The following is a 19,368-nucleotide window of genomic DNA, read 5'->3' as shown; positions in this document are numbered from 1 at the left end:
GTGGGGCAGATGCTGGGGGATGGCCAGGCGGACTGACGGTTTGCTCCCCTCTCCCGCTTGCGGGAGAGGGGAGCACCCAATCGGTAAGCGGATGCTGTGCGGAAGCCTGCCAATGACTTCCAAGACAAAAAGGCTCGACATCGCAAGATGCCGAGCCTTTTTTCCTCCTCCACGGGCGCACCGCACGGCGCGCCGTTCCAGCTGACTACCAGCGCATCTGCGCGTTCTTGCCGCCGGTGCTGACCGTGGCAGTCTTGGTCCGGCCCTGGTAAGTCGCCCGCACGTTGTACGTGCCCGACGGCGCCTTCACCAGGCAGCGCGGACCGTCGGCGACAAAGCTGGCGACTTCCTTGCCGCCGCGCATCAGCTTGACGTCCACGTCGGACAGGTACTCGCCGCGCGCGCCCTGCGTGAACAGCAGGCTCATGTTGTACTTGCGCGCCTCCGATTGCAGCGCGACCTGCTCGTCTTCGGCGACACCGCCGCAGATATAGGCGACCGAGCCGGCCGTACGCTGGACCATCGCATCACGCGGCGGCGGCGGGGGCGGCGTGGTCAGCGGCGGGCGTGGCTGCGCGGGCGCTGCCATCGGCGCTGGCGCCGGCGCGGCTGGTGGCGTGCCGGTGGGCGCGGGTGCCGGGGATGCCGTCGGCGGCGGTGCTGCCGTGGCAGGCGCAGCTATGCCCGGCGCGGGTTGTGTGGCAGGGGGCATGGTGTCGGCCGGCGGCGCGGCCGGCATCGTGGCACCCGGGGTCGGCGCCATGGTGCCGGCCGGAGCAGCGGGTGCCGGGGCGGCAGGCGCAGGGTTGGCCTCCACCACCGGCGCCTGCGCATGGCTGGCCGCTGGCACCAGGGCGAGCAGTGCGACCACGCCGGCGCTGAGCGCGATCACCAGGCGCTTGACGCGCGAGCGGCGTGCCAGGCGCGCTTCGACAAGTTCCAGCGAACGGGTAGGGGCAAACGGGGGCAGGTGCAGCATCGTGGCCTCCTTGGGCGAGCTTCGGAATCAGATGCCCCGGAGGACCCCGTGGGATCACTCCGGGTCTCTCTTTTCCATCCTAGGGCCCAAGGGTGGGCGACACTGCCGGGCTTGGTCCTACATCCGCGTCAGCCGACGGCGCATTGTGGCCCGCAGGCGGCGTGTGAGCGACTTCGCAGGTTCCGGAAGAAAAACGGCCCCGCCCGCAAAGGGAAGGGCCGTTGACGGCGTCTGATCCTGGCGGACGGGCTATTTCCGGCTCACCAGCCGCTTGGGCACCGAAAGCGTCAGCGCCGCGCCCACCACCAGGCAGGCGGTCAGCAGGTACATGCCCGAATCGGTGCTGTGGGTCAGGTCCTTGAGCCAGCCCACCGCATAGGGGCTGAGGAAGCCCGCAAGGTTGCCCAGCGAGTTGATCAGCGCGATGCCCGCGGCCGCGCCAGTGCCGGCCAGGAAGGAAGTCGGCAGGCTCCAGAACAGCGGCAGCGTGGTCAGGATGCCGATGGTGGCCAGCGTCAGCGCCACCATTGCCAGCGTGGTGTCGCTATGCCATTGCACCGACAGCAGCAGGCCCAGCGAACCGGCCAGCGCGGGCAGCGCGATATGCCAGCGGCGCTCGCCGCTGCGGTCTGCGCTGTAGGCCACCAGCACCATGCCGACCACTGCGCAGCCATAGGGGATGGCGGTCAGCAGGCCGATATCGAGCGCGCCCCTGACGCCGGTCTGCTTGATGATGGTCGGCAGCCAGAAGCTGACGCCGTACAGGCCCATCACGAAGCAGAAGTAGATCGCGCTCATCAGCCAGACGCGCGGGCTGGACATCACGGTGCGGATCGGCGGGTCTTCCTTGTGCGCATCCTCGCTGGCGATATTGCGCTCCAGCAGCGCCTTCTCTTCCGGCGACAGCCACTTGGCGTGGGCGATGCGGTCGTCCAGGTAGGCCAGCACCCACAGCCCCACCAGGATCGACGGAATGCCCTCGAGCAGGAACATCCACTGCCAGCCGGACCAGCCGTTTTGGCCGTGGAAGGACTGCATGATCCAGCCCGACAGCGGCCCGCCGATCACGCCTGCCAGCGCGACCGCGGTCATGAAGTAGGTGGTGGTGCGCCCGCGCCGGTTGGCCGGGTACCAGTAGGTCAGGTACAGGATGATGCCGGGGAAGAAGCCGGCCTCGGCAATGCCCAGCAGGAAGCGCAGCACGTAGAACATGGTCGGCGTGGTGACGAACATCATCGCCGCCGAGATCGCGCCCCAGGTGATCATGATGCGCGCGATCCAGATGCGCGCGCCCACCTTGTGCAGGATCACGTTGCTGGGCACTTCGAACAGGAAGTAGCCGATAAAGAAGATGCCGGCGCCCAAGCCATAGATGGTCTCGCTGAACTGCAGGTCGTTGAGCATCTGCAGCTTGGCAAAGCCCACGTTGACGCGGTCCAGGTAGGCCACCACGTAGCACAGCAAGAGGAAGGGCACCAGGCGCCAGCTGACCTTGCGGTAGGTGGCGTCTTCAAAGGCGGCGTCGCTGATGCCGGGGTTTACTGCGGTTGTTGTCATGCTGTCTCCTGAGGATATGGCGCTTCTGTATGATGCGTTTACAGCTACGACTAACGGGGAAGGCAGGTGGCCGGCACCGGCTCAGACGCAGCGGCCGCCGTCCACTTCGATGCAGGTGCCGGTGATAAAGGCAGCTTCGTCCGAGGCCAGGTACAGGCAGGCGTTGGCCACGTCCTGCGGGGTCGACATGCGGCCCATCGGGATGGTGGCAAGGAATCTGGCGCGGTTCTCGGGCGTATCGGGCATGCCCATGAATTCTTCGAGCAGGGCGGTGGCGCCGATCACGGGGTTGACGCAGTTGACGCGGATATTGTCCTTGCCGAGTTCCGCGGCCATGGCCTTGCTGGCGGTGATCACCGCGCCCTTGCTGCCGTTGTACCAGACCAGGCCCGGGCGCGGCCGGATGCCGGCGGTGGAGGCAATATTGACGAACACGCCGCCGCCGCGCTGGCGGAAATGCGGGATAAAGGTGCGCGCCGACCAGTAGATGCTCTTGACGTTGACGGCGTAGACGCGGTCGAACTCCTCTTCGGTGACTTCGAGGATGGGCTTGTTGCGATGGGTCGTGCCGGCGTTGTTGACCACGATATGGACGTCGCCGAAGGTGGCCAGCGCGGCTTCGCGCATGGCCTCGGTGCCGGCTTCGCGCGAAACGTCGGCGCGCACCGCGCGGGCCCGGCCGCCGGCGTCGCGGATCGCGGCGGCGACGCGTTCGGCGGCTTCCTCGCGCAGGTCGGCGACCACCACGTTGGCGCCTTCGCGCGCAAAGGTGTGGGCAATGCCTTCGCCGAACCCGGAACCGCCGCCGGTGATGATCGCTACCTTGTTGGCCAGTCTCATGGCTTGTCTCCTGGTGTCGTGGTTATGTTCTGGTGTTCCGTGCTGCGGGGTACTCAATGCCTAGTGCGAGAACGGCCCCCGCCCGCGCAGGGCATTGGCAACCATCATCAGTGCCAGCAGGAAGGGCAGTGCCACATACAGGCACCAGTGCACGCGGTCGCCGACGACGTCGCCCCACTTGCGCTTGAAGACCTGCAGCCGCGGCATGCCGGAAGGATTGGTGGCGCGCTTGTTCCGGACATGCCATGCCATCCAGAAAAAGAAGATGGCAAAGGCGACGGACAGGAAATTGATGTTACCCATGTTGGATGGCGATGGTTTTCAGGGTGGTGAATCCGTACAGGGCCTCGAAGCCCTTCTCGCGGCCGTAGCCAGACTGGCCGGTGCCGCCGAAGGGCAGTTCAACGCCGCCGCCGGCACCGTAGTTGTTGATAAAGACCTGGCCCGCGCGCAGCTTGTGCGCCAGGCGCAGCTGGCGCCCGCCGTCGCGGGTCCAGACGCCGGCCACGAGCCCGTAGGGCGTGCCGTTGGCCAGTGCGATGGCTTCGGCCTCGGTGTCGAACGGCATCGCCGCCAGCAGCGGGCCGAACACTTCTTCCTGCGCCAGCCGGTGCGCCGGCGGCACGTCGCGGAACAGCATCGGCACCTGGTAGTAGCCGGCCTCGGGCGCGTCGGCCACGATCTGGCCTTGCGCCATCACGGCCACGCCGGCGTGCTGCGCATCCGAGACAAAGTCCCACACGCGCTGCTGCTGCTTGCGGCTGATCAGTGGCCCGCATTCCAGGTCCAGCTCGGACGGGCCTACGCGCAGCGACTCGAACACCGACGCCAGCCGGTCGAGCAGCGCGTCATAGACCGGCCGCTCCACCAGCAGGCGGCTGCCGGCCGAGCAGGTCTGGCCGGCATTCTGCACGATGCCGTTGACCACCACCGGCACCAGCGTATCCAGGTCGGCATCGGCAAAGACGATCTGCGGCGACTTGCCGCCCAGCTCCAGCGTGACCGGCACGTGGTTCTCGGCGGCCAGCTGGGCCACCTGCTTGCCGGTCTGGGGCGAGCCGGTGAACGAGATATGGTTGATGCCCGGGTGGCGCGCCAGCGCGGCGCCGGCTTCATGGCCGTAGCCGGTGATGATATTGAGCGCGCCTTCGGGCAGGCCGGCATCGGCGGCGATCTCGGCCACGCGCAGCAGCGACAGGCAGGCGTCCTCGGCCGGCTTGACCACGCAGGCATTGCCGGTGGCCAGCGCCGCGCCCACGCTGCGCCCGAAGATCTGCAGCGGGTAGTTCCACGGGATGATGTGGCCGGTCACGCCGTGCGGCTCGCGCACGGTCAGCACGGTGTAGCCGGGGTTGTAGGGGATGGTCTGGCCGTGCAGCTTGTCCACCGCGCCGGCGTAGAACTCGAAATAGCGGGCCACGGCGCGGGCATCGGCGCGCGCCTGGCGCAGCGGCTTGCCGGTGTCGCGGGCCTCGAGCGCGGCCAGTTCGTCCTCGTGCGCGATCAGCGCCACGGCGACGCGGTTGAGCAGGCGCACCCGCTCCGCTGGCGCCATCTGGCCCCAGGCGCCTTCGGCGGCCTGGCGGGCCGCATGGACGGCGACGTTGATATCGGTGGCGTTGCCGCGTGCGATCTCGGCGAACGGCTCGCCGTTGGACGGATCGAAGACCTTGATGCGCAGGCCGTTGTCGGGCGCGATCAGGCGGTTGGCGACGAAGTGCTGGGCGTGCATGGGTGGCTCCGGGGCAGCGGGTGCAACAGGGGGCAGCACGGCGGCTGCGCTTTTCAGTGACGGCTGAAGAATGCGCCATTATCGCCGACACTGGCCAGCGTGCAATGCGCCGTGCCTGGCCCAGCTGTCAGCCTGCGGTCAGGCATGAGCCGCTATAATGCCCGCCATCCAACAACACCGCGCAGGCATCTGGAGAACCGCATGAGCTTCAACCTCGTAACCCCGGGCAAGGACATCCCCAACGATTTCAACGTCATCATCGAGATCTCGGCCCAGAGCGATCCGGTGAAGTACGAGGCAGACAAGGAAACCGGCCTGCTGTTCGTCGACCGCTTTATCGGCACCGGCATGCGCTATCCGGCCAACTATGGCTACATCCCGCAGACGCTGTCGGGCGACGGCGACCCGGTGGATGTGCTGGTGCTGTCGCCGTTCCCGATCCTGGCCGGCGCCGTGGTGCGCTGCCGTGCACTCGGGATGCTGAAGATGACCGACGAGTCGGGCGTGGACGCCAAGCTGGTCGCCGTGCCGCTGGACAAGCTGTCGCCGGCCACGGCCTACATGAAGGGCCTGTCGGACGTGCCGCAGAACCAGCTGGACCAGATCAAGCACTTCTTTGAGCACTACAAGGCACTGGAAGCCGGCAAGTGGGTCAAGGTCGAAGGCTGGGCTGGCATCGAGGAAGCCCACAAGGAAATCACCGACGGCGTGGCCAACTACAAGAAGTAAGCTGAACCGCCGCTGAAGAAGCCCCGCTCCGGCGGGGTTTTTTGTTGCCGCGCGCTTGATGTACGGCAGCATCCGGGCAAGTGCCTTGCGCTACGCTATGCGGGTGCTGACAAGAGGAGTCCCCTATGAATCCCATCACCGAAATCCAGGCATTGCCGCAGGCCTTGTCGCCGCTGCGCCGCTATGACCGGCTGGCGGTGTGCTTCCACTGGGCGGTGTTCCTGCTGGTGGCGCTGGCCTATTCCGCGATCGAGCTGAAGGGCAGTTTTGCCAAGGGCACGCCGCCGCGCGCGCTGGCGATGACAGTCCATGAATGGGCGGGGGCGCTGGTGCTGGTGCTGGCGGTGCCGCGCCTGGTGTGGCGCCTGGTGCGCGGCGCGCCCGCGCCGGAGCCGGGCGCGCGCTGGATGCAGTTGGCCGGCGAGGCCATGCACTGGGTGCTTTACTTGTATATCCTGGCCCAGCCGCTGCTGGGGCTGCTGGCGACGAACGCTGGCGGCCACCTGCTGGCGTTGCCTTCGCTGGGGCTGGAAGTGCCGGCGATGGTGGCGGCCGACCCGGCGCTGAAGGACACCGTCAAGGAGGTCCACGAGACCCTGGGCACCGCCTTCTACCTGGTGATCGGACTGCACGCGATGGCATCGCTGTTCCACCACTACATGCTGGGCGACAACACGCTGCGGCGGATGTGGCGCTGAGCGCCGGCTTGCGTGTTCAGGCGCGGGCGAACGGGTTGCGTTCGCCCAGTTCGTCCAGGTAGGCGTCAATGCCCTGGCGCTCGCGCGCCAGGAAGCGCTCGACGGCATCGGCAAAGGCGGGATGCGCCAGCCAGTGGGCCGAGCGCGTCGCCACCGGCAGGAAGCCGCGCGCCATCTTGTGCTCGCCCTGGGCGCCGCCTTCGAAGGTGCCTATGCCTTGCTCGATGCAGAATTCCAGCGGCTGGTAGTACGCGGTTTCGAAGTGCAGGCAGGCGTGGTACTCCAGTGCGCCCCAGTAGCGCCCGTAGAGCGTGCTGACTTCCGGCGTGTCGTCATAGACCAGTAGCGAACTGGCGATGGGCTGGCCCTCGCGCTCGGCGATCACCAGCAGCAGGTGCTGCGGCATGGTGGCGCCGATGCGCCGGAAGAAATCCAGGTTCAGGTAGGGCGTGGAATGGTGCTCGCGGTAAGTCTGGCGATAGCACCGGTTGAAGAACTTCCACGCGTCGTCGTCGATCTGCTCGCCACGCAGGCGCCGGAAGCCGATGCCGGCCTGCGCCACCTGGCGGCGCTCGGCGCGGATGTTCTTGCGCTTCTTCTGCGACAGCGTGGCCAGGAAGTCGTCAAAGCTGCCATAGCCGTCATTGGTCCAGTGGAACTGCACGCCGTGCCGCATCAGCATGCCGGCCTGCTGCATCAGCGCGGCCTCGGCCTCGTCGGGGAACAGGATGTGCAGCGACGACATCTGGCTTTCGGCGGCCAGCGCCAGCGCCGTCTGCAGCAGCAGGCGGCGCGCATGGGCGTCTTCGGCCAGCAGCCGCGCGCCGCGCACCGGCGTGAAGGGAATTGCCGCCAGCCACTTGGGGTAGTACTCGAGCCCGTTGCGGGCATAGGCGTCGGCCCAGGCCCAGTCGAAGACATATTCGCCATAGGAATGTGCCTTGGCGTAGAGCGGCATGGCCGCGGCCAGCCGTTCCGGGCGGCCGTCCTTGGCCGGCGCCCACAAAGTCAGGTAGCGCGGGTTCCACCCGGTCTCGGCGCAGGCGCTGCCGCTGGTGTGCAGGGCGTGCAGGAAGGCATGCTTCAGGAACGGCGTGGCGTCGGCGTGGTGCGCCACCAGGGCGTCCCAGGCGGCGGCATCGATCTCGCCCAGGTCGGAGATGATTTCGGTACGGTATTCCTGCGCAGGGTCGCCTGCCGACTTGCGCTTGTGCCGTGCCGGCTGGCGCTGGTCATTGCCCTCGCCGGGCACGCATGATTCAGACTGCATTGCACCAGTTCCCGTCTGTGGATCGATCGAGTCTACCGGAAACGATGCGCCGTTGCTGCGCCGCACGGCAGGGGCGGGCGTCGTAAAATGGAGCATCCTCGTCACCAGTGCTTGCCGAGGCATCCCGGGATGCTTCAGGCGGCGGCATGGTCCGCATGGTTCGATAACCAAGGCCCGATATGAAGAACCCGTTTTTCAACCTGTATTCCCACGGCTTTGCGCGTGTCGCGGTGGGCGTGCCCGTCTGCCGGGTGGCCGACCCGGCCTTCAACGCCGCCGAGACCATTGCCCTGGCGGCGCAGGCGGCCCAGAAGGGCGCCGTGCTGGTTGCGTTCCCGGAGCTGGGCATCTCCGCCTACACCTGCGACGACCTGTTCCACCAGCGCGCGCTGCTGGACGCCTGCGAGGCGGCGCTGGCCACCATCGTCGAGGCCTCGCGCAAGTTGCCGGCGGCGCTGATCGTCGGCATGCCGCTGCGGGTCGAGCACCAGTTGTTCAACTGCGCCGTGGTGGTGGCGCGCGGGCGTATCCAGGGCGTGGTGCCCAAGTCCTACCTGCCGAACTACTGGGAGTTCTACGAGGCGCGCCAGTTCAGCGCCGCCGACAACGCCGCGGTCGAGTCGATCCGGCTGCTGGGCCAGGACGTGCCGTTCGGCGCCGGGCTGCTGTTCGATGTCGAAGACATCCCCGACTTCCGCTTCCACGCAGAAATCTGCGAAGACGTCTGGGTGCCGATCCCGCCGTCGTCGTTCGCGGCGCTGGCCGGGGCCACGGTGCTGGTCAACCTGTCGGCCTCGAATATCGTGGTCGGCAAGGCCGGGTACCGGCACCAGCTGGTCTCGCAGCAGTCGGCGCGATGCCTGGCGGCCTACCTGTACACCTCGGCCGGCAAGGGCGAGTCTTCCACCGACCTGGCCTGGGACGGCCAGGCGCTGATCTGCGAGAACGGCGAGCTGCTGGCCGAATCCGAGCGCTTTGCCGATACCTCGCACCTGCTCTGCGCTGATATCGACGTCGAGCGGCTGTCGCGCGAGCGCATGCACCAGGTCACCTTCGGCCACTCGGTGCGCCGGCACAAGGCAGAAGTGGACAAGTTCCGCGTGGTGCGCTTCCCGCTCGACCTGACCCTGGAAAAGTCGCTGCCGCTGGCGCGCAACGTGGCGCGCTTCCCGTACGTGCCGGCCGATCCGCGCCAGCGCGACGAACGCTGCATGGAGGTCTACAACATCCAGGTGCAGGCGCTGGTGCAGCGCCTGTCGGCCAGCAAGATCAGCAAGGTGGTGATCGGCGTGTCGGGCGGGCTGGATTCCACCCACGCGCTGCTGGTCTGCGCCAAGGCGATGGACCGCCTGGGCCTGCCGCGCGCCAATATCCTGGCCTTCACCATGCCGGGCTTCGCCACCAGCGACCGCACGCTGCTGCAGGCGCGCCAGCTGATGCAGGTGGTGGGCTGCACCGCGACCGAGATCGATATCCGGCCGTCGTGCCTGGCCATGCTGAAGGACCTGGGCCACCCATACGCCGCCGGCGAGAAGGTCTACGACGTGACCTTCGAGAACGTGCAGGCCGGCGAGCGTACCAACCACCTGTTCCGGCTGGCCAATTTCCACCACGCCATCGTGGTCGGCACCGGCGACCTGAGCGAACTGGCGCTGGGCTGGTGCACCTATGGCGTGGGCGACCACATGTCGCACTACAACGTCAATGCCAGCGTGCCCAAGACGCTGATCTCGCACCTGGTGCGCTGGGTGGCCGAGACCGGGCAGGTGGGCGAGGGCGGTTCCGACGTGCTGCTGGCCGTGCTCGACACCGACATCAGCCCCGAGCTGGTCCCGGGCGACAGCAACCACGGCCCCGAGCAGAAGACCGAGAGCACCATCGGCCCGTATGAGCTGCAGGACTTCAACCTCTACTACACGCTGCGTTTCGGCTTCACGCCGTCCAAGATCGCCTTCCTGGCGCTGCATGCCTGGGGCGACCGCGAGCGTGGCGTCTGGCCCAACGGCCCGCATGTGGTACGCAACCAGTACGGGCTGCCGGAGATCAAGCGCAACCTGGCGATCTTCCTGGACCGCTTCTTCCGCACCAGCCAGTTCAAGCGCTCATGCATCCCGAACGCGCCCAAGGTGGGCTCGGGCGGATCGCTGTCGCCGCGCGGTGACTGGCGCGCGCCGAGCGATTCAGAGTCGGTGGTGTGGTTGGCGGACCTGGAGAAGGTGCCGGACTGAGCGCAGCGCCGGTCGAACCCCGGCTCTTGGGTGGCGGCTTGTGCACAGTTTCTCCAGTGGCTGTCCACAGGTTTATCCACAGGGCCGGGGCCTGCCCGGATGCGCGCTAGCCAACGCTGCGGCCGCGCTGGCTGTGGGGCAGGCGGAAATGCAAGCGGCCAAGGGCTGGTAAAATGCCACCCGGAGAGCGCCGCGACCGCGGCGATGCGCCGCCAGGCGCGTGAACAAACGATAAACAGGGGCCAGTCATGAAGCAGATTACCGCCATCATCAAACCGTTCAAGCTCGACGAGGTGCGTGAAGCCCTGGCCGACGTCGGCGTGACCGGTCTGACGGTGACCGAAGTGAAGGGATTTGGCCGCCAGAAAGGGCATACCGAGCTCTACCGTGGCGCCGAGTACGTGGTCGACTTCCTGCCCAAGATCAAGATCGAAGTGGTGGTGGCCGAGAACCAGCTGGACACCGTGCTGGACGCCATCGTCAAGGCCGCCCACACCGGCAAGATCGGCGACGGCAAGATCTTCGTCACCGAGATCGAGCGTGTGATCCGCATCCGCACCGGCGAGCAGGACGAAGCCGCGGTCTGAGCCTCGGGCCAGGATAGAGAAACGCCGCCTTGCAGGGCGGCGTTTTCATTGGTGGGTGCGGTTCAGCTGGGCAGCTTCCATCCGTAGCGCACCGACACCAGCCGCATGGCGATGATCGCCACTGCCCCGGTCAGCAGCGCCGCTTCCTGCTGCACCGCCAGCCAGGTCATGCCGACATAGATCCAGCAGCCGACAAAGGAGCAGGTGGCGTAGGGCGAGCGGTCGCGCAGGATCATCGGCACCTCGTTGCACAGCACGTCCCGCACCACGCCGCCGAACACGGCCGAGATGATGCCCATCATCACCGCCACGGTGGGCGTCATCTGCGCCACCAGCGCCAGCGAGGCGCCGGTCACCGAGAACAGCCCCAGCCCGATCGCGTCGGCCACGATCATGGCCCGGTCCGAGGCCACGCGGCTGACCACGCGCAGCACGAACGAGGCGCCGAACGACATCACGAAGATCAGCAGCACGTAGCCTTCGTGGTCGACCCAGTAGAACGGGCGCCGGTCCAGCAGCACGTCGCGCACGGTGCCGCCGCCAAAGGCGGTGGCAAAGGCCACCACGAAGGTGCCGACCACGTCCAGGCGCTGCTTGCGCGCGTCGACCACGCCCGAGACCGCGAAGGCGAGCACGCCGATCACCTCCATGATGTGGAGGATCAGGGGCAGCCGCCCCATCAGCAATTCAAGCGGAACGTGCATCCGTGGCGATGCGTCAGCTGCGCGGCTGGCGCAGCAGCACCATCAGCGCGCCGGCGCCGCCTTCGGCCTCGCGCGCCTGCACGAAGGCGAGCACTTCCTCCTTCTGCACCAGCCAGCTGCGCACCTTGCCCTTGAGCACTGGCAGCTTGTCGGGCGAGCCCAGGCCCTTGCCGTGGATCACGCGCACACAGCGCACGCCGTTGCGCACCGAGCGGCGCAGGAACTCGGCCAGCGCCTCGCGCGCCTCGTCGCTGCGCAGGCCGTGCAGGTCGACCTTGTCCTGCGCCACCCATTCGCCGCGGCGCAGCTTGCGGATCACGTCCATGCCGATGCCGGGCCGGCGGAACGACAGGGCCTCGTCGGTTTCCAGCAGGCTTTCCACGTCGAAATCATCGGACAGCGAGGCCGCCAGCACGGCTTCGTCGTTGCGGCGCGACTGCACCGGCACCGGGGCGGGCTTGCTGGCGGGCAGGGGGGCGCGGTTGCGGTCGCGCAGCTGGCTGACCTGGCCCACGCTGGTGCGGAAGACGTCGGCCTCTTCACGGGCGCGCCGGGCGGCCTGCTCGGCGGCCACGCGCTCGGCTTCGCGGCGCTCGGTATCGGCCTTGAGGGTGTCGCGCAGCCTGGCAAGGTCGTTCAGGCCGAAACGTTGGGGCGGTCGGTCGGGTTTGCGGGCGCCGTGCGTCATTGAAAAATCTCCGGGGGCTCGGCGCAGATTATATCGACTGGCGGGGCGGCAGGAGATGCCGCAAGGGACGCGCCGGCGGGCCGTGGCGGCCCGGCCGGCGGAGGGGCGGTGCTTACTTCAGGGCTTCAACAAAGCGCTGGGCGTCCAGCGCGGCCATGCAGCCCGTGCCGGCGCTGGTGATGGCCTGGCGGTAGACATGGTCCTGCACGTCGCCGGCGGCAAACACGCCTGGCACGCTGGTGGCGGTGGCGTCGCCCTGCAGGCCCGACTTGGTCACCAGGTAGCCGTTTTCCATGGCCAGCTGGCCTTCGAACAGGTCGGTGTTGGGCTTGTGGCCGATGGCGATGAACACGCCCGCCAGCTTCAGGTCCTCGGCCTGGCCGGTCTTGGTGCCGCGCACGCGGATGCCGGTCACGCCGGATTCATCGCCCAGCACCTCGTCCAGCACGCTGTCGTAGCGGATCACCACGCGGCCTTCCTTTTCACGCTGCAGCAGGCGGTCGACCAGGATAGGCTCGGCGCGGAAGCTGTCGCGGCGGTGGATCACGGTGACCTTGCTGGCGATATGCGACAGGTACAGCGCCTCTTCCACGGCGGTGTTGCCGCCACCGACCACGGCCACTTCCTGGTTCTTGTAGAAGAAGCCGTCGCAGGTGGCGCAGGCCGACACGCCGCGGCCCATGAAGGACTCTTCGGACGGCAGGCCCAGGTACTGCGCCGAGGCGCCGGTGGCGATGATCAGCGCGTCGCACGTATATTCACCGGCGTCGCCGATCAGGCGGAAGGGGCGGGCCGGCTGGCCGTTGTCGTCCACCAGCTTGGCGGTGTGGATGTGATCGAAGATGATTTCGGTCTTGAATTCCTCGGCGTGCGCCAGCAGGCGCTGCATCAGTTCAGGACCCTGGACGCCCTTGGCATCGCCCGGCCAGTTCTCGACGTCCGTGGTGGTCATCAGCTGGCCGCCCTGTGCCAGGCCGGTGATCAGCACCGGTTCCAGGTTGGCGCGGGCCGCGTAGACCGCGGCGGTATAGCCGGCGGGACCAGAACCGAGAATCAGCACTTTTGCGTGTTTTGCCATGATGCGTTCCTGTGGCCGGTGCGGCATGCTGCCCACCGGCATTGCTCGAAAGCGACATTATAAGAGGAGCCGCATTTGCTCACTGTTGCAAATTCCAATGAGTGCGATAGTCTCGGGCCACGTTAAAATGGCCGCCACGATGACCGTCAGTCACCTGGTGAGCAACCACTGACCGCTGCCGGCATCGGCCCGAAACGCATCCGGAATCACCTTACACGCGAGTCTTAACCAGGCATGGCCCGAGCTACCACGACCACCCGCACCGATCCCTCAGCCTTGCCATCCCGCATCGGCAAACTGCTGGGAGAGGTCCGCTGGTTCCTGCTGCTGGCCGTCACGCTGGGTTTCCTGTGCGTGCTGGCCAGCTACAGCAAGACCGATCCCGGCTGGTCGCATGCCAACCAGGTGGCCGATATCCACAACCTGGGCGGGCGCGTCGGCGCCTGGGTGGCCGACGTGCTGTTCTTCATCTTCGGCTTTTCCGCCTACTGGCTGGCGGTGCTGCTGGTGCGCCGCTGCTGGCGCGGCTGGCGCACGCTGACCGCCGAGCTGCCCGAGCGCGCGGACCCCGGCCTGCACCGCCAGGGCGTGACCGTCAGCTGGATCGGCTTTGGTCTGACCCTGTTCTCCAGCATGGGCCTGGAGGCGATCCGCATGTACCCGTTGCGCGCCGCGCTGCCGCGCGCGCCGGGCGGGGTGCTGGGCGACCTGCTGGGCGGCTGGCTGCAGGTGGCGCTGGGTTTCACCGGCGCGACCCTGCTGTTGCTGCTGCTGCTGGCGATCGGGCTGTCGCTGTTCTTCCATTTCTCCTGGCTGACCGTGGCCGAGCACGTCGGCGGCTTTGTCGAGACCCTGTTCCTGGGCTTCAAGGCCCGCCGCGAGAGCAAGCAGGACCGCATCATCGGCGAGGCCGCCAAGACCGAGCGCAAGGAAACCGTCGAGGTGCAGCGCGTGCGCATCGAAGAGGCGGCGCCGGTGCAGATCGTGCGCCCGCAGGCAGTGCCCAAGCATGAGCGCGTCGAGCGTGAGAAGCAGCAGCCGCTGTTTGCCGATATCCAGGACTCGGACCTGCCGCCGCTGTCGCTGCTGGACCCGATTCCGCCGCACCAGGAAACCGTCAGCGCCGAGACCCTGGAGTTCACCTCGCGCCTGATCGAGAAAAAGCTCAAGGACTTCGGCGTCGAGGTCAAGGTGGTGGCGGCCTACCCGGGCCCGGTCATCACGCGGTATGAGATCGAGCCGGCCACCGGCGTCAAGGGCAGCCAGGTGGTGAACCTGGCGCGCGACCTGGCGCGCTCGCTGTCGCTGGTGTCGATCCGCGTGGTCGAGACCATCCCGGGCAAGAACTACATGGGGCTGGAGCTGCCCAACCCGAAGCGCCAGACCGTGCGCCTGTCGGAAATCCTCGGCTCGCAGGTCTACAACGAGAGTTCGTCCAGCCTGACCATGGCGCTGGGCAAGGACATCGCCGGCAAGCCGATGGTGGCCGACCTGGCCCGCATGCCGCACTGCATGGTGGCCGGCACCACCGGCTCGGGCAAGTCGGTCGGCATCAACGCGATGATCCTGTCGCTGCTGTACAAGGCCAAGGCGGAAAGCGTACGCCTGATCCTGATCGACCCGAAGATGCTCGAAATGAGCGTCTACGAGGGCATCCCGCACCTGCTGTGCCCGGTGGTGACCGACATGCGCCAGGCCGGCAATGCCCTGAACTGGGCGGTCGGCGAGATGGAGCGCCGCTACAAGCTGATGAGCAAGCTGGGCGTGCGCAACCTGGCCGGCTACAACAAAAAGATCGACGAGGCCGCGGCCCGCGAAGAAAAGATCCCCAACCCGTTCAGCCTGACCCCGGACGCCCCGGAGCCGCTGGACCGGCTGCCCACCATCGTCATCGTCATCGACGAGCTGGCCGACCTGATGATGGTGGTCGGCAAGAAGGTGGAAGAGCTGATCGCCCGCATCGCGCAGAAGGCGCGCGCGGCCGGCCTGCACCTGGTGCTGGCCACGCAGCGTCCGTCGGTGGACGTGATCACCGGCCTGATCAAGGCCAATGTGCCGACCCGGATCGCGTTCCAGGTCAGCAGCAAGATCGACTCGCGCACCATCCTCGACCAGCAGGGCGCCGAAGCGCTGCTGGGCATGGGCGACATGCTCTACCTGGCGCCGGGCACCGGCCTGCCGGTGCGCGTGCACGGCGCCTTTGTCTCGGACGAGGAAGTCCACCGCGTGGTGGAAAAGCTCAAGGAATCCGGCGAAGCCAACTACATTGAGGGCATCCTCGAAGGCGGCCTGACCGATGACGCCGGCGGCGGCGACGGGTTTGGCGGCGGTGCCGGCATTGGCGGTGGCGGCGGCGAGGCCGATCCGCTGTACGACCAGGCCGTCGAGGTGGTGCTGAAGAACCGGCGCGCGTCGATCTCGCTGGTGCAGCGCCACCTGCGCATCGGCTACAACCGTGCCGCGCGGCTGCTGGAGGATATGGAGAAGGCAGGGCTGGTGTCGGCGATGTCGGGCAACGGCAATCGTGACATTCTGGCGCAGGGTGGCGGTGCGGCCGCGCGTGACGATGACTGAGCGCTGCCAGCGCTCCTCCCATGCGGCCTGTGATGTGTGCTAGCGGCGCTTGAGCAGCACGTCGAGCTTCGTGTTGATGGTTTCAAATTGCTTGTCGACGCGCACTTCCAGGCGCTCGATGCGCGCATCGACCGCATCGAGGCGATCCGTGAGGCGGCGGTCCATCTCGGTCATCCGGGTGGCGAGCGGCGCGGTGGCCTTGTCGACCTTGTCTTGCGTGGTCTCATTCAGCCATGTCATCACGGAAAAGACAAAGGCCACGCCCGCCAGGATGCCTGTGCCGACCATGGCGGGACTAAGGAGCTTGGTAGCGGCAGTCTTTCCCCGTCGAGCTTCGAGTTCGATCCTGACCCTGCGCGCCGCGATCCTGTCGATCTCGTCGCGATCGAGGCGCCTGAAACCGTGCCGGAACGGCAGGCGGCCATCGGTACGCTTGTCCTCGGAAGCATTGGATGTTGTCATATTGCTGGCCCGGTCGGAATGGCCGCCTTGCAGCGAAGCAACATGCATAAGGCGACGTGGCGATTGCTCTACGTGCATGCCTTGCATTATGACCGCCCCGGCCGGTAAGTAAGTGTTTCGCCTGGATACGGGATATCGCCACAGGCTGCCCTTTCCCGCGAATTCAGAGTTTTCGCCGCAGAACAGGCGCGGTTCCCGCGGTGTCTGCCGTAATATCCGGTTACCCGCGAGCGCGGGCCGTGTGGAATCCTCCGGCTGCCGCCTGCTCTAAACAGACAAGTTGCCCGTGCAGCGGCCTACAGCGTTGGGCGCCGCACACGCGGCGACGCCCTCCATAACTACCAGGACCCGAACCATGCGCAACCGCATCATCGTGTCGGCCTGCGCCGCGCTGGCGATGTTTGCCATCCAGGCGCCGGCCCATGCCGCAGCCACTGACCAGTTGCAGAGCTTTGTCACCGGCGTGAAGAGCGCGCGCGGCGAATTCACGCAGCGCCAGGTCAAGGGGCAGGGCGCCAACGGCAAGGTGACCGGCACCTCCAGCGGCACCTTTGTGTTCTCGCGCCCGGGCAAGTTCACCTGGCGCTATACCAGGCCCTACGACCAGCTGCTGCAGGCCGACGGCCAGACCCTGTACATCTATGACAAGGACCTGAACCAGGTCACCGAGCGCAAGCTCGACGGCGCACTCGGCTCCAGCCCGGCGGCGATCCTGTTCGGCAGCAACGACCTGGAAAAGAACTTCGTGGTCAAGAACGGCCCGACGCGCGACGGCGTAGAGTGGCTGGAGCTGACGCCCAAGGCCAAGGACACGCAGTTCGAGCGCATCGGCATCGGCTTCAAGGCCGGCAATCTTGAAGCCATGGAACTGCGCGACGCGTTCGGCAACACCACCCTGCTGACCTTCACGGGCATGCAGAAGAACCCGCCGCTGGCGGCCGATGCATTCCGGTTCACGGTGCCCAAGGGCGCCGATGTGATGAAGCAGTGAGGCCCGCCATGAACGATCCGCAGGAAGGTCCGGCAGTCACCATCCGTTCCCGGCGCAGCCAGCACGCCGTGTTGCTGGCCAGTGCCGGCGCGCTGCTGTTGGCGGCATGTGCCAGCAGCGGCGGCGGTGCCAGCAAGTTCGATGTCGATTCCTTCCTGCGCGCACCGGACTCGGGATTGCCCGAAGTGCTGGGCAATCCGGGCTTTCTCAAGGCCACGCGCGTGTCCGCCACCGAGTGCGCGGTGATGCTGCAGTCGGCCAGCACCGGCGTGCTGGAAGACCTGCCGCCCAGCAGCAATGCGCGCGGCCCGGCCTGGCTGTTGCATCCGAAGGGCCAGCCGGACCAGGTATGGCTGGTGGTCAGCGAGTCCGGCGGCGAGCGCACCTGCCATGGGCCGCTGCCGGCCGACGCCATGCGGGCGCTGGCCGCCCGGGCCAAGGGCTGAACCCGAGGCGCCGCCGTCAGTGCGGCTTGATGGCGATCTTCAGCACGCCGTTGCGCTGGTTGGCGAACAGGTCGTAGGCCGCGACGATGTCGTCCAGCTTGTACTGGTGCGTCACCAGCGCTCCCAGGTCGACCCGCCCCGACTCGATCACATTGATCAGCCGCCGCATGCGTTCCTTGCCGCCGGGGCACAGCGCGGTGTTGATCTTGTGGTCGCCCAGCCCCGCGGCGAAAGCCGACAGCGGAATGGTCAGGTCGCTTGAATAGACCCCCAGGCTGGACAGCATGCCGCCGGGCTTGAGCACGCGCAGCGACTGCTCGAAGGTTGCCTGCGTGCCCAGCGCCTCGATCGAGGCATCCACGCCGCGCCCGCCGGTCAGCTTCATGACCTCGTCCACCACGTCGCAGTTGCGGAAGTTCAGGACCACGTCCGCGCCCATCTTGCGCGCGATCTCCAGCCGGTGGTCGTTGCCGTCGATGGCGATGATGGTGGTGGCGCCGCACAGCCGCGCGCCGGCGGTCGCGCATAGCCCGATCGGGCCCTGCGCGAACACGGCCACGGTGTCGCCGATGCGGATATTGGCGTTTTCCGCGCCCTTGAAGCCGGTGGACATGATGTCGGGGCACATCAGCACCTGCTCGTCTGTGAGGCCATCGGGGATTGGCGCCAGGTTGGCCTGGGCGTCGGGCACCAGCACGTATTCCGCCTGGGTACCGTCGATCATGTTGCCGAAGCGCCAGCCCGCGGTCGCCTTGTAGCCGTGGCAGCCGCACTGGCCGCTGGCCATCAGGTAGCTGCCATCCTGCGAGGCCACGCCGTCCTGCGCCGCGTAGGAGTTGAAGTTGGGGCAGATTGCGCCGGCGATCACGCGCTGGCCTTCGCGGTATCCCGTCACCGCGCTGCCGAGCTTTTCAATGATGCCGACGGGCTCATGGCCCACGGTCAGGCCCTTCGCCACCGGGTACTCACCCTTGAGGATGTGCACGTCGGTGCCGCAGATGGTGGTGGTGGTGATACGCACCAGCGCATCGTTGGGGCCGATATCCGGGATCGGCTTGTCTGCCAGTTCGATCCGGCCAGGCTCGACAAAAACGGCGGCTTTCATCATTGCGGTCATGCGTTGCTCCCAGGGAAGGCGCAGAGGGATGCGCGGTGGGTGGAGTGGTGCGGGACGTTGCCGGCCCGCTTACTTACTGATAGCACGCATGGCTTATAGCTCGGTTTATCCAGATCAAGCCGAAGCCACACTGAAAATGTGCGCAATACAACGTAATCTGGCAAAAGTTTCATATCGGTGTGCAAAGAAGCTGAACGCCGCGGTGTGCCGTGTGTCCCAGCATCCTCATACTCGCCAAATCCATCAGGAGAACGACATGATTGCGAAGCGAACCATCCGGCGTTGGCTGCGCCAGTCCGCCATGCTGGCGGCGGGCGGGGCCCTGCTGGCGGCTTGCGCGGCGCCCGCGCCGACCGGCCCGCAAGGCGCGCGTGGCACGCCGGAGGGCTGTGCCGCCGACAAGCTGGCCGACGGTGCCTTGGTCGGCAAGCCCGAGGCCGAAGCCATCGGCCTGCTGCAGGGCTGCGCGTGGCGACTGGGCGAGCGCGACGGCCAGCAGTTCCCCGGCACCACGGACTACAACCCGCAACGCCGCACGCTGGGCGTCAAGGCTGGCAAGGTGGTCTGGGTACGCCGCGGCTGAGATTCGGCGCCCGCCTTGCCGGTTCGTCTTCGCACAGGGGGCGATTAGGTTAGTGCGGGCATCTCCCTGGTATTGATCGGTCAACGGGCGTCAACATGACAGAAA

19 protein-coding genes are annotated in these 19,368 nt (G+C 67.2%); 8 read left to right on the top strand and 11 right to left on the bottom strand.

What is annotated here, in order from left to right:
* Positions 1-205 precede the first annotated feature (205 nt).
* The 5 genes from AC3WRR_RS14440 to AC3WRR_RS14420 form a co-directional block, all read right to left on the bottom strand.
* Positions 206-589, bottom strand: coding sequence for a hypothetical protein (locus AC3WRR_RS14440; protein ID WP_081225841.1), 384 nt, complete (start codon positions 587-589; stop codon positions 206-208).
* Positions 590-1,228: 639 nt separating this feature from the next.
* Complete coding sequence (locus AC3WRR_RS14435; protein ID WP_010813010.1) at positions 1,229-2,536, bottom strand: MFS transporter; 1,308 nt, start codon at positions 2,534-2,536, stop codon at positions 1,229-1,231.
* Between the two features lie 81 nt (positions 2,537-2,617).
* Positions 2,618-3,376, bottom strand: coding sequence for an SDR family oxidoreductase (locus tag AC3WRR_RS14430; RefSeq protein ID WP_010813009.1), 759 nt, complete (start codon positions 3,374-3,376; stop codon positions 2,618-2,620).
* A 60-nt stretch (positions 3,377-3,436) separates the two neighbouring features.
* Positions 3,437-3,679 carry a hypothetical protein gene (locus AC3WRR_RS14425; RefSeq protein WP_010813008.1) on the bottom strand — a complete coding sequence of 81 codons (243 nt, stop codon included), beginning with the start codon at positions 3,677-3,679 and terminating at the stop codon, positions 3,437-3,439.
* The gene (locus AC3WRR_RS14420; protein ID WP_010813007.1) at positions 3,672-5,108 is read right to left on the bottom strand and encodes an aldehyde dehydrogenase family protein; all 1,437 of its coding nucleotides are present in this window, start codon (positions 5,106-5,108) and stop codon (positions 3,672-3,674) included. The genes AC3WRR_RS14425 and AC3WRR_RS14420 overlap by 8 nt, the downstream gene beginning before the upstream one ends.
* Before the next feature lie 201 nt (positions 5,109-5,309).
* Here AC3WRR_RS14420 and ppa point away from each other — a divergent pair, with 201 nt between their 5' ends.
* Both ppa and AC3WRR_RS14410 read left to right on the top strand, forming a co-directional pair.
* Positions 5,310-5,837: an inorganic diphosphatase gene (ppa, locus tag AC3WRR_RS14415; protein ID WP_010813006.1), complete on the top strand. Its 528-nt coding sequence runs from the start codon at positions 5,310-5,312 to the stop codon at positions 5,835-5,837.
* A 125-nt stretch (positions 5,838-5,962) separates the two neighbouring features.
* The gene (locus AC3WRR_RS14410; RefSeq protein ID WP_454750211.1) at positions 5,963-6,535 is read left to right on the top strand and encodes a cytochrome b; all 573 of its coding nucleotides are present in this window, start codon (positions 5,963-5,965) and stop codon (positions 6,533-6,535) included.
* A 16-nt stretch (positions 6,536-6,551) separates the two neighbouring features.
* Here the strand turns inward: AC3WRR_RS14410 and AC3WRR_RS14405 are convergent, their stop codons facing one another.
* Positions 6,552-7,805, bottom strand: coding sequence for a GNAT family N-acetyltransferase (locus tag AC3WRR_RS14405; protein WP_454750212.1), 1,254 nt, complete (start codon positions 7,803-7,805; stop codon positions 6,552-6,554).
* Between the two features lie 179 nt (positions 7,806-7,984).
* Between AC3WRR_RS14405 and AC3WRR_RS14400 the strand changes: the two genes are divergently transcribed.
* The gene (locus AC3WRR_RS14400; protein ID WP_492297287.1) at positions 7,985-10,033 is read left to right on the top strand and encodes an NAD(+) synthase; all 2,049 of its coding nucleotides are present in this window, start codon (positions 7,985-7,987) and stop codon (positions 10,031-10,033) included.
* A 248-nt stretch (positions 10,034-10,281) separates the two neighbouring features.
* Positions 10,282-10,620, top strand: coding sequence for a P-II family nitrogen regulator (gene glnK, locus AC3WRR_RS14395; protein ID WP_006162803.1), 339 nt, complete (start codon positions 10,282-10,284; stop codon positions 10,618-10,620).
* Positions 10,621-10,682: 62 nt separating this feature from the next.
* Here glnK and AC3WRR_RS14390 read toward each other — a convergent pair whose 3' ends face one another.
* The 3 genes from AC3WRR_RS14390 to trxB all read right to left on the bottom strand — a co-directional run bounded on the left by AC3WRR_RS14390 (position 10,683) and on the right by trxB (position 13,090).
* Positions 10,683-11,324: a trimeric intracellular cation channel family protein gene (locus tag AC3WRR_RS14390; protein WP_011614676.1), complete on the bottom strand. Its 642-nt coding sequence runs from the start codon at positions 11,322-11,324 to the stop codon at positions 10,683-10,685.
* A gap of 13 nt (positions 11,325-11,337) precedes the next feature.
* A complete protein-coding gene (locus AC3WRR_RS14385; RefSeq protein ID WP_492297286.1) occupies positions 11,338-12,012 on the bottom strand; it encodes a Smr/MutS family protein in 675 nt (224 codons plus the stop codon).
* 112 nt (positions 12,013-12,124) lie between these two features.
* Positions 12,125-13,090 (bottom strand): thioredoxin-disulfide reductase, encoded by a 966-nt coding sequence (gene trxB, locus AC3WRR_RS14380; RefSeq protein ID WP_010813000.1) that lies wholly within the window; start codon positions 13,088-13,090, stop codon positions 12,125-12,127.
* Positions 13,091-13,324: 234 nt separating this feature from the next.
* Here trxB and AC3WRR_RS14375 point away from each other — a divergent pair, with 234 nt between their 5' ends.
* Positions 13,325-15,664 (top strand): DNA translocase FtsK, encoded by a 2,340-nt coding sequence (locus AC3WRR_RS14375; RefSeq protein ID WP_011614678.1) that lies wholly within the window; start codon positions 13,325-13,327, stop codon positions 15,662-15,664.
* Positions 15,665-15,703: 39 nt separating this feature from the next.
* On the opposite strand, the gene AC3WRR_RS14370 is transcribed toward AC3WRR_RS14375, so the two are convergent.
* Positions 15,704-16,213, bottom strand: coding sequence for a hypothetical protein (locus AC3WRR_RS14370; RefSeq protein WP_492297284.1), 510 nt, complete (start codon positions 16,211-16,213; stop codon positions 15,704-15,706).
* A 268-nt stretch (positions 16,214-16,481) separates the two neighbouring features.
* On the opposite strand from AC3WRR_RS14370, the gene lolA reads away from it, so the two are divergent.
* Together lolA and AC3WRR_RS14360 are read left to right on the top strand one after the other, a co-directional pair.
* Positions 16,482-17,117: an outer membrane lipoprotein chaperone LolA gene (gene lolA / locus AC3WRR_RS14365; protein ID WP_439668629.1), complete on the top strand. Its 636-nt coding sequence runs from the start codon at positions 16,482-16,484 to the stop codon at positions 17,115-17,117.
* 8 nt (positions 17,118-17,125) lie between these two features.
* Complete coding sequence (locus AC3WRR_RS14360) at positions 17,126-17,563, top strand: hypothetical protein (RefSeq protein WP_492297283.1); 438 nt, start codon at positions 17,126-17,128, stop codon at positions 17,561-17,563.
* A 16-nt stretch (positions 17,564-17,579) separates the two neighbouring features.
* Here the strand turns inward: AC3WRR_RS14360 and AC3WRR_RS14355 are convergent, their stop codons facing one another.
* A complete protein-coding gene (locus AC3WRR_RS14355) occupies positions 17,580-18,680 on the bottom strand; it encodes an NAD(P)-dependent alcohol dehydrogenase (RefSeq protein ID WP_492297281.1) in 1,101 nt (366 codons plus the stop codon).
* 256 nt (positions 18,681-18,936) lie between these two features.
* On the opposite strand from AC3WRR_RS14355, the gene AC3WRR_RS14350 reads away from it, so the two are divergent.
* Positions 18,937-19,263 carry a hypothetical protein gene (locus AC3WRR_RS14350; RefSeq protein WP_492297280.1) on the top strand — a complete coding sequence of 109 codons (327 nt, stop codon included), beginning with the start codon at positions 18,937-18,939 and terminating at the stop codon, positions 19,261-19,263.
* Positions 19,264-19,368: the final 105 nt, after the last annotated feature.

The organism is Cupriavidus sp. FW305-3-2-15-C-LB2 (assembly GCF_058787575.1).
This window is presented reverse-complemented; position numbering and strand designations above follow the sequence as displayed.

Excerpts from the sequence above, each read along its gene's own strand:
- AC3WRR_RS14440 (WP_081225841.1), bottom strand. The coding sequence starts at position 589 with ATGGCAGCGCCCGCGCAGCCACGCCCGCCGCTGACCACGCCGCCCCCG.
- AC3WRR_RS14435 (WP_010813010.1), bottom strand. The coding sequence starts at position 2,536 with ATGACAACAACCGCAGTAAACCCCGGCATCAGCGACGCCGCCTTTGAA.
- AC3WRR_RS14430 (WP_010813009.1), bottom strand. The coding sequence starts at position 3,376 with ATGAGACTGGCCAACAAGGTAGCGATCATCACCGGCGGCGGTTCCGGG.
- AC3WRR_RS14425 (WP_010813008.1), bottom strand. The coding sequence starts at position 3,679 with ATGGGTAACATCAATTTCCTGTCCGTCGCCTTTGCCATCTTCTTTTTC.
- AC3WRR_RS14420 (WP_010813007.1), bottom strand. The coding sequence starts at position 5,108 with ATGCACGCCCAGCACTTCGTCGCCAACCGCCTGATCGCGCCCGACAAC.
- ppa (WP_010813006.1), top strand. The coding sequence starts at position 5,310 with ATGAGCTTCAACCTCGTAACCCCGGGCAAGGACATCCCCAACGATTTC.
- AC3WRR_RS14410 (WP_454750211.1), top strand. The coding sequence starts at position 5,963 with ATGAATCCCATCACCGAAATCCAGGCATTGCCGCAGGCCTTGTCGCCG.
- AC3WRR_RS14405 (WP_454750212.1), bottom strand. The coding sequence starts at position 7,805 with ATGCAGTCTGAATCATGCGTGCCCGGCGAGGGCAATGACCAGCGCCAG.
- AC3WRR_RS14400 (WP_492297287.1), top strand. The coding sequence starts at position 7,985 with ATGAAGAACCCGTTTTTCAACCTGTATTCCCACGGCTTTGCGCGTGTC.
- glnK (WP_006162803.1), top strand. The coding sequence starts at position 10,282 with ATGAAGCAGATTACCGCCATCATCAAACCGTTCAAGCTCGACGAGGTG.
- AC3WRR_RS14390 (WP_011614676.1), bottom strand. The coding sequence starts at position 11,324 with ATGCACGTTCCGCTTGAATTGCTGATGGGGCGGCTGCCCCTGATCCTC.
- AC3WRR_RS14385 (WP_492297286.1), bottom strand. The coding sequence starts at position 12,012 with ATGACGCACGGCGCCCGCAAACCCGACCGACCGCCCCAACGTTTCGGC.
- trxB (WP_010813000.1), bottom strand. The coding sequence starts at position 13,090 with ATGGCAAAACACGCAAAAGTGCTGATTCTCGGTTCTGGTCCCGCCGGC.
- AC3WRR_RS14375 (WP_011614678.1), top strand. The coding sequence starts at position 13,325 with ATGGCCCGAGCTACCACGACCACCCGCACCGATCCCTCAGCCTTGCCA.
- AC3WRR_RS14370 (WP_492297284.1), bottom strand. The coding sequence starts at position 16,213 with ATGCAAGGCATGCACGTAGAGCAATCGCCACGTCGCCTTATGCATGTT.
- lolA (WP_439668629.1), top strand. The coding sequence starts at position 16,482 with ATGCGCAACCGCATCATCGTGTCGGCCTGCGCCGCGCTGGCGATGTTT.
- AC3WRR_RS14360 (WP_492297283.1), top strand. The coding sequence starts at position 17,126 with ATGAACGATCCGCAGGAAGGTCCGGCAGTCACCATCCGTTCCCGGCGC.
- AC3WRR_RS14355 (WP_492297281.1), bottom strand. The coding sequence starts at position 18,680 with ATGACCGCAATGATGAAAGCCGCCGTTTTTGTCGAGCCTGGCCGGATC.
- AC3WRR_RS14350 (WP_492297280.1), top strand. The coding sequence starts at position 18,937 with ATGATTGCGAAGCGAACCATCCGGCGTTGGCTGCGCCAGTCCGCCATG.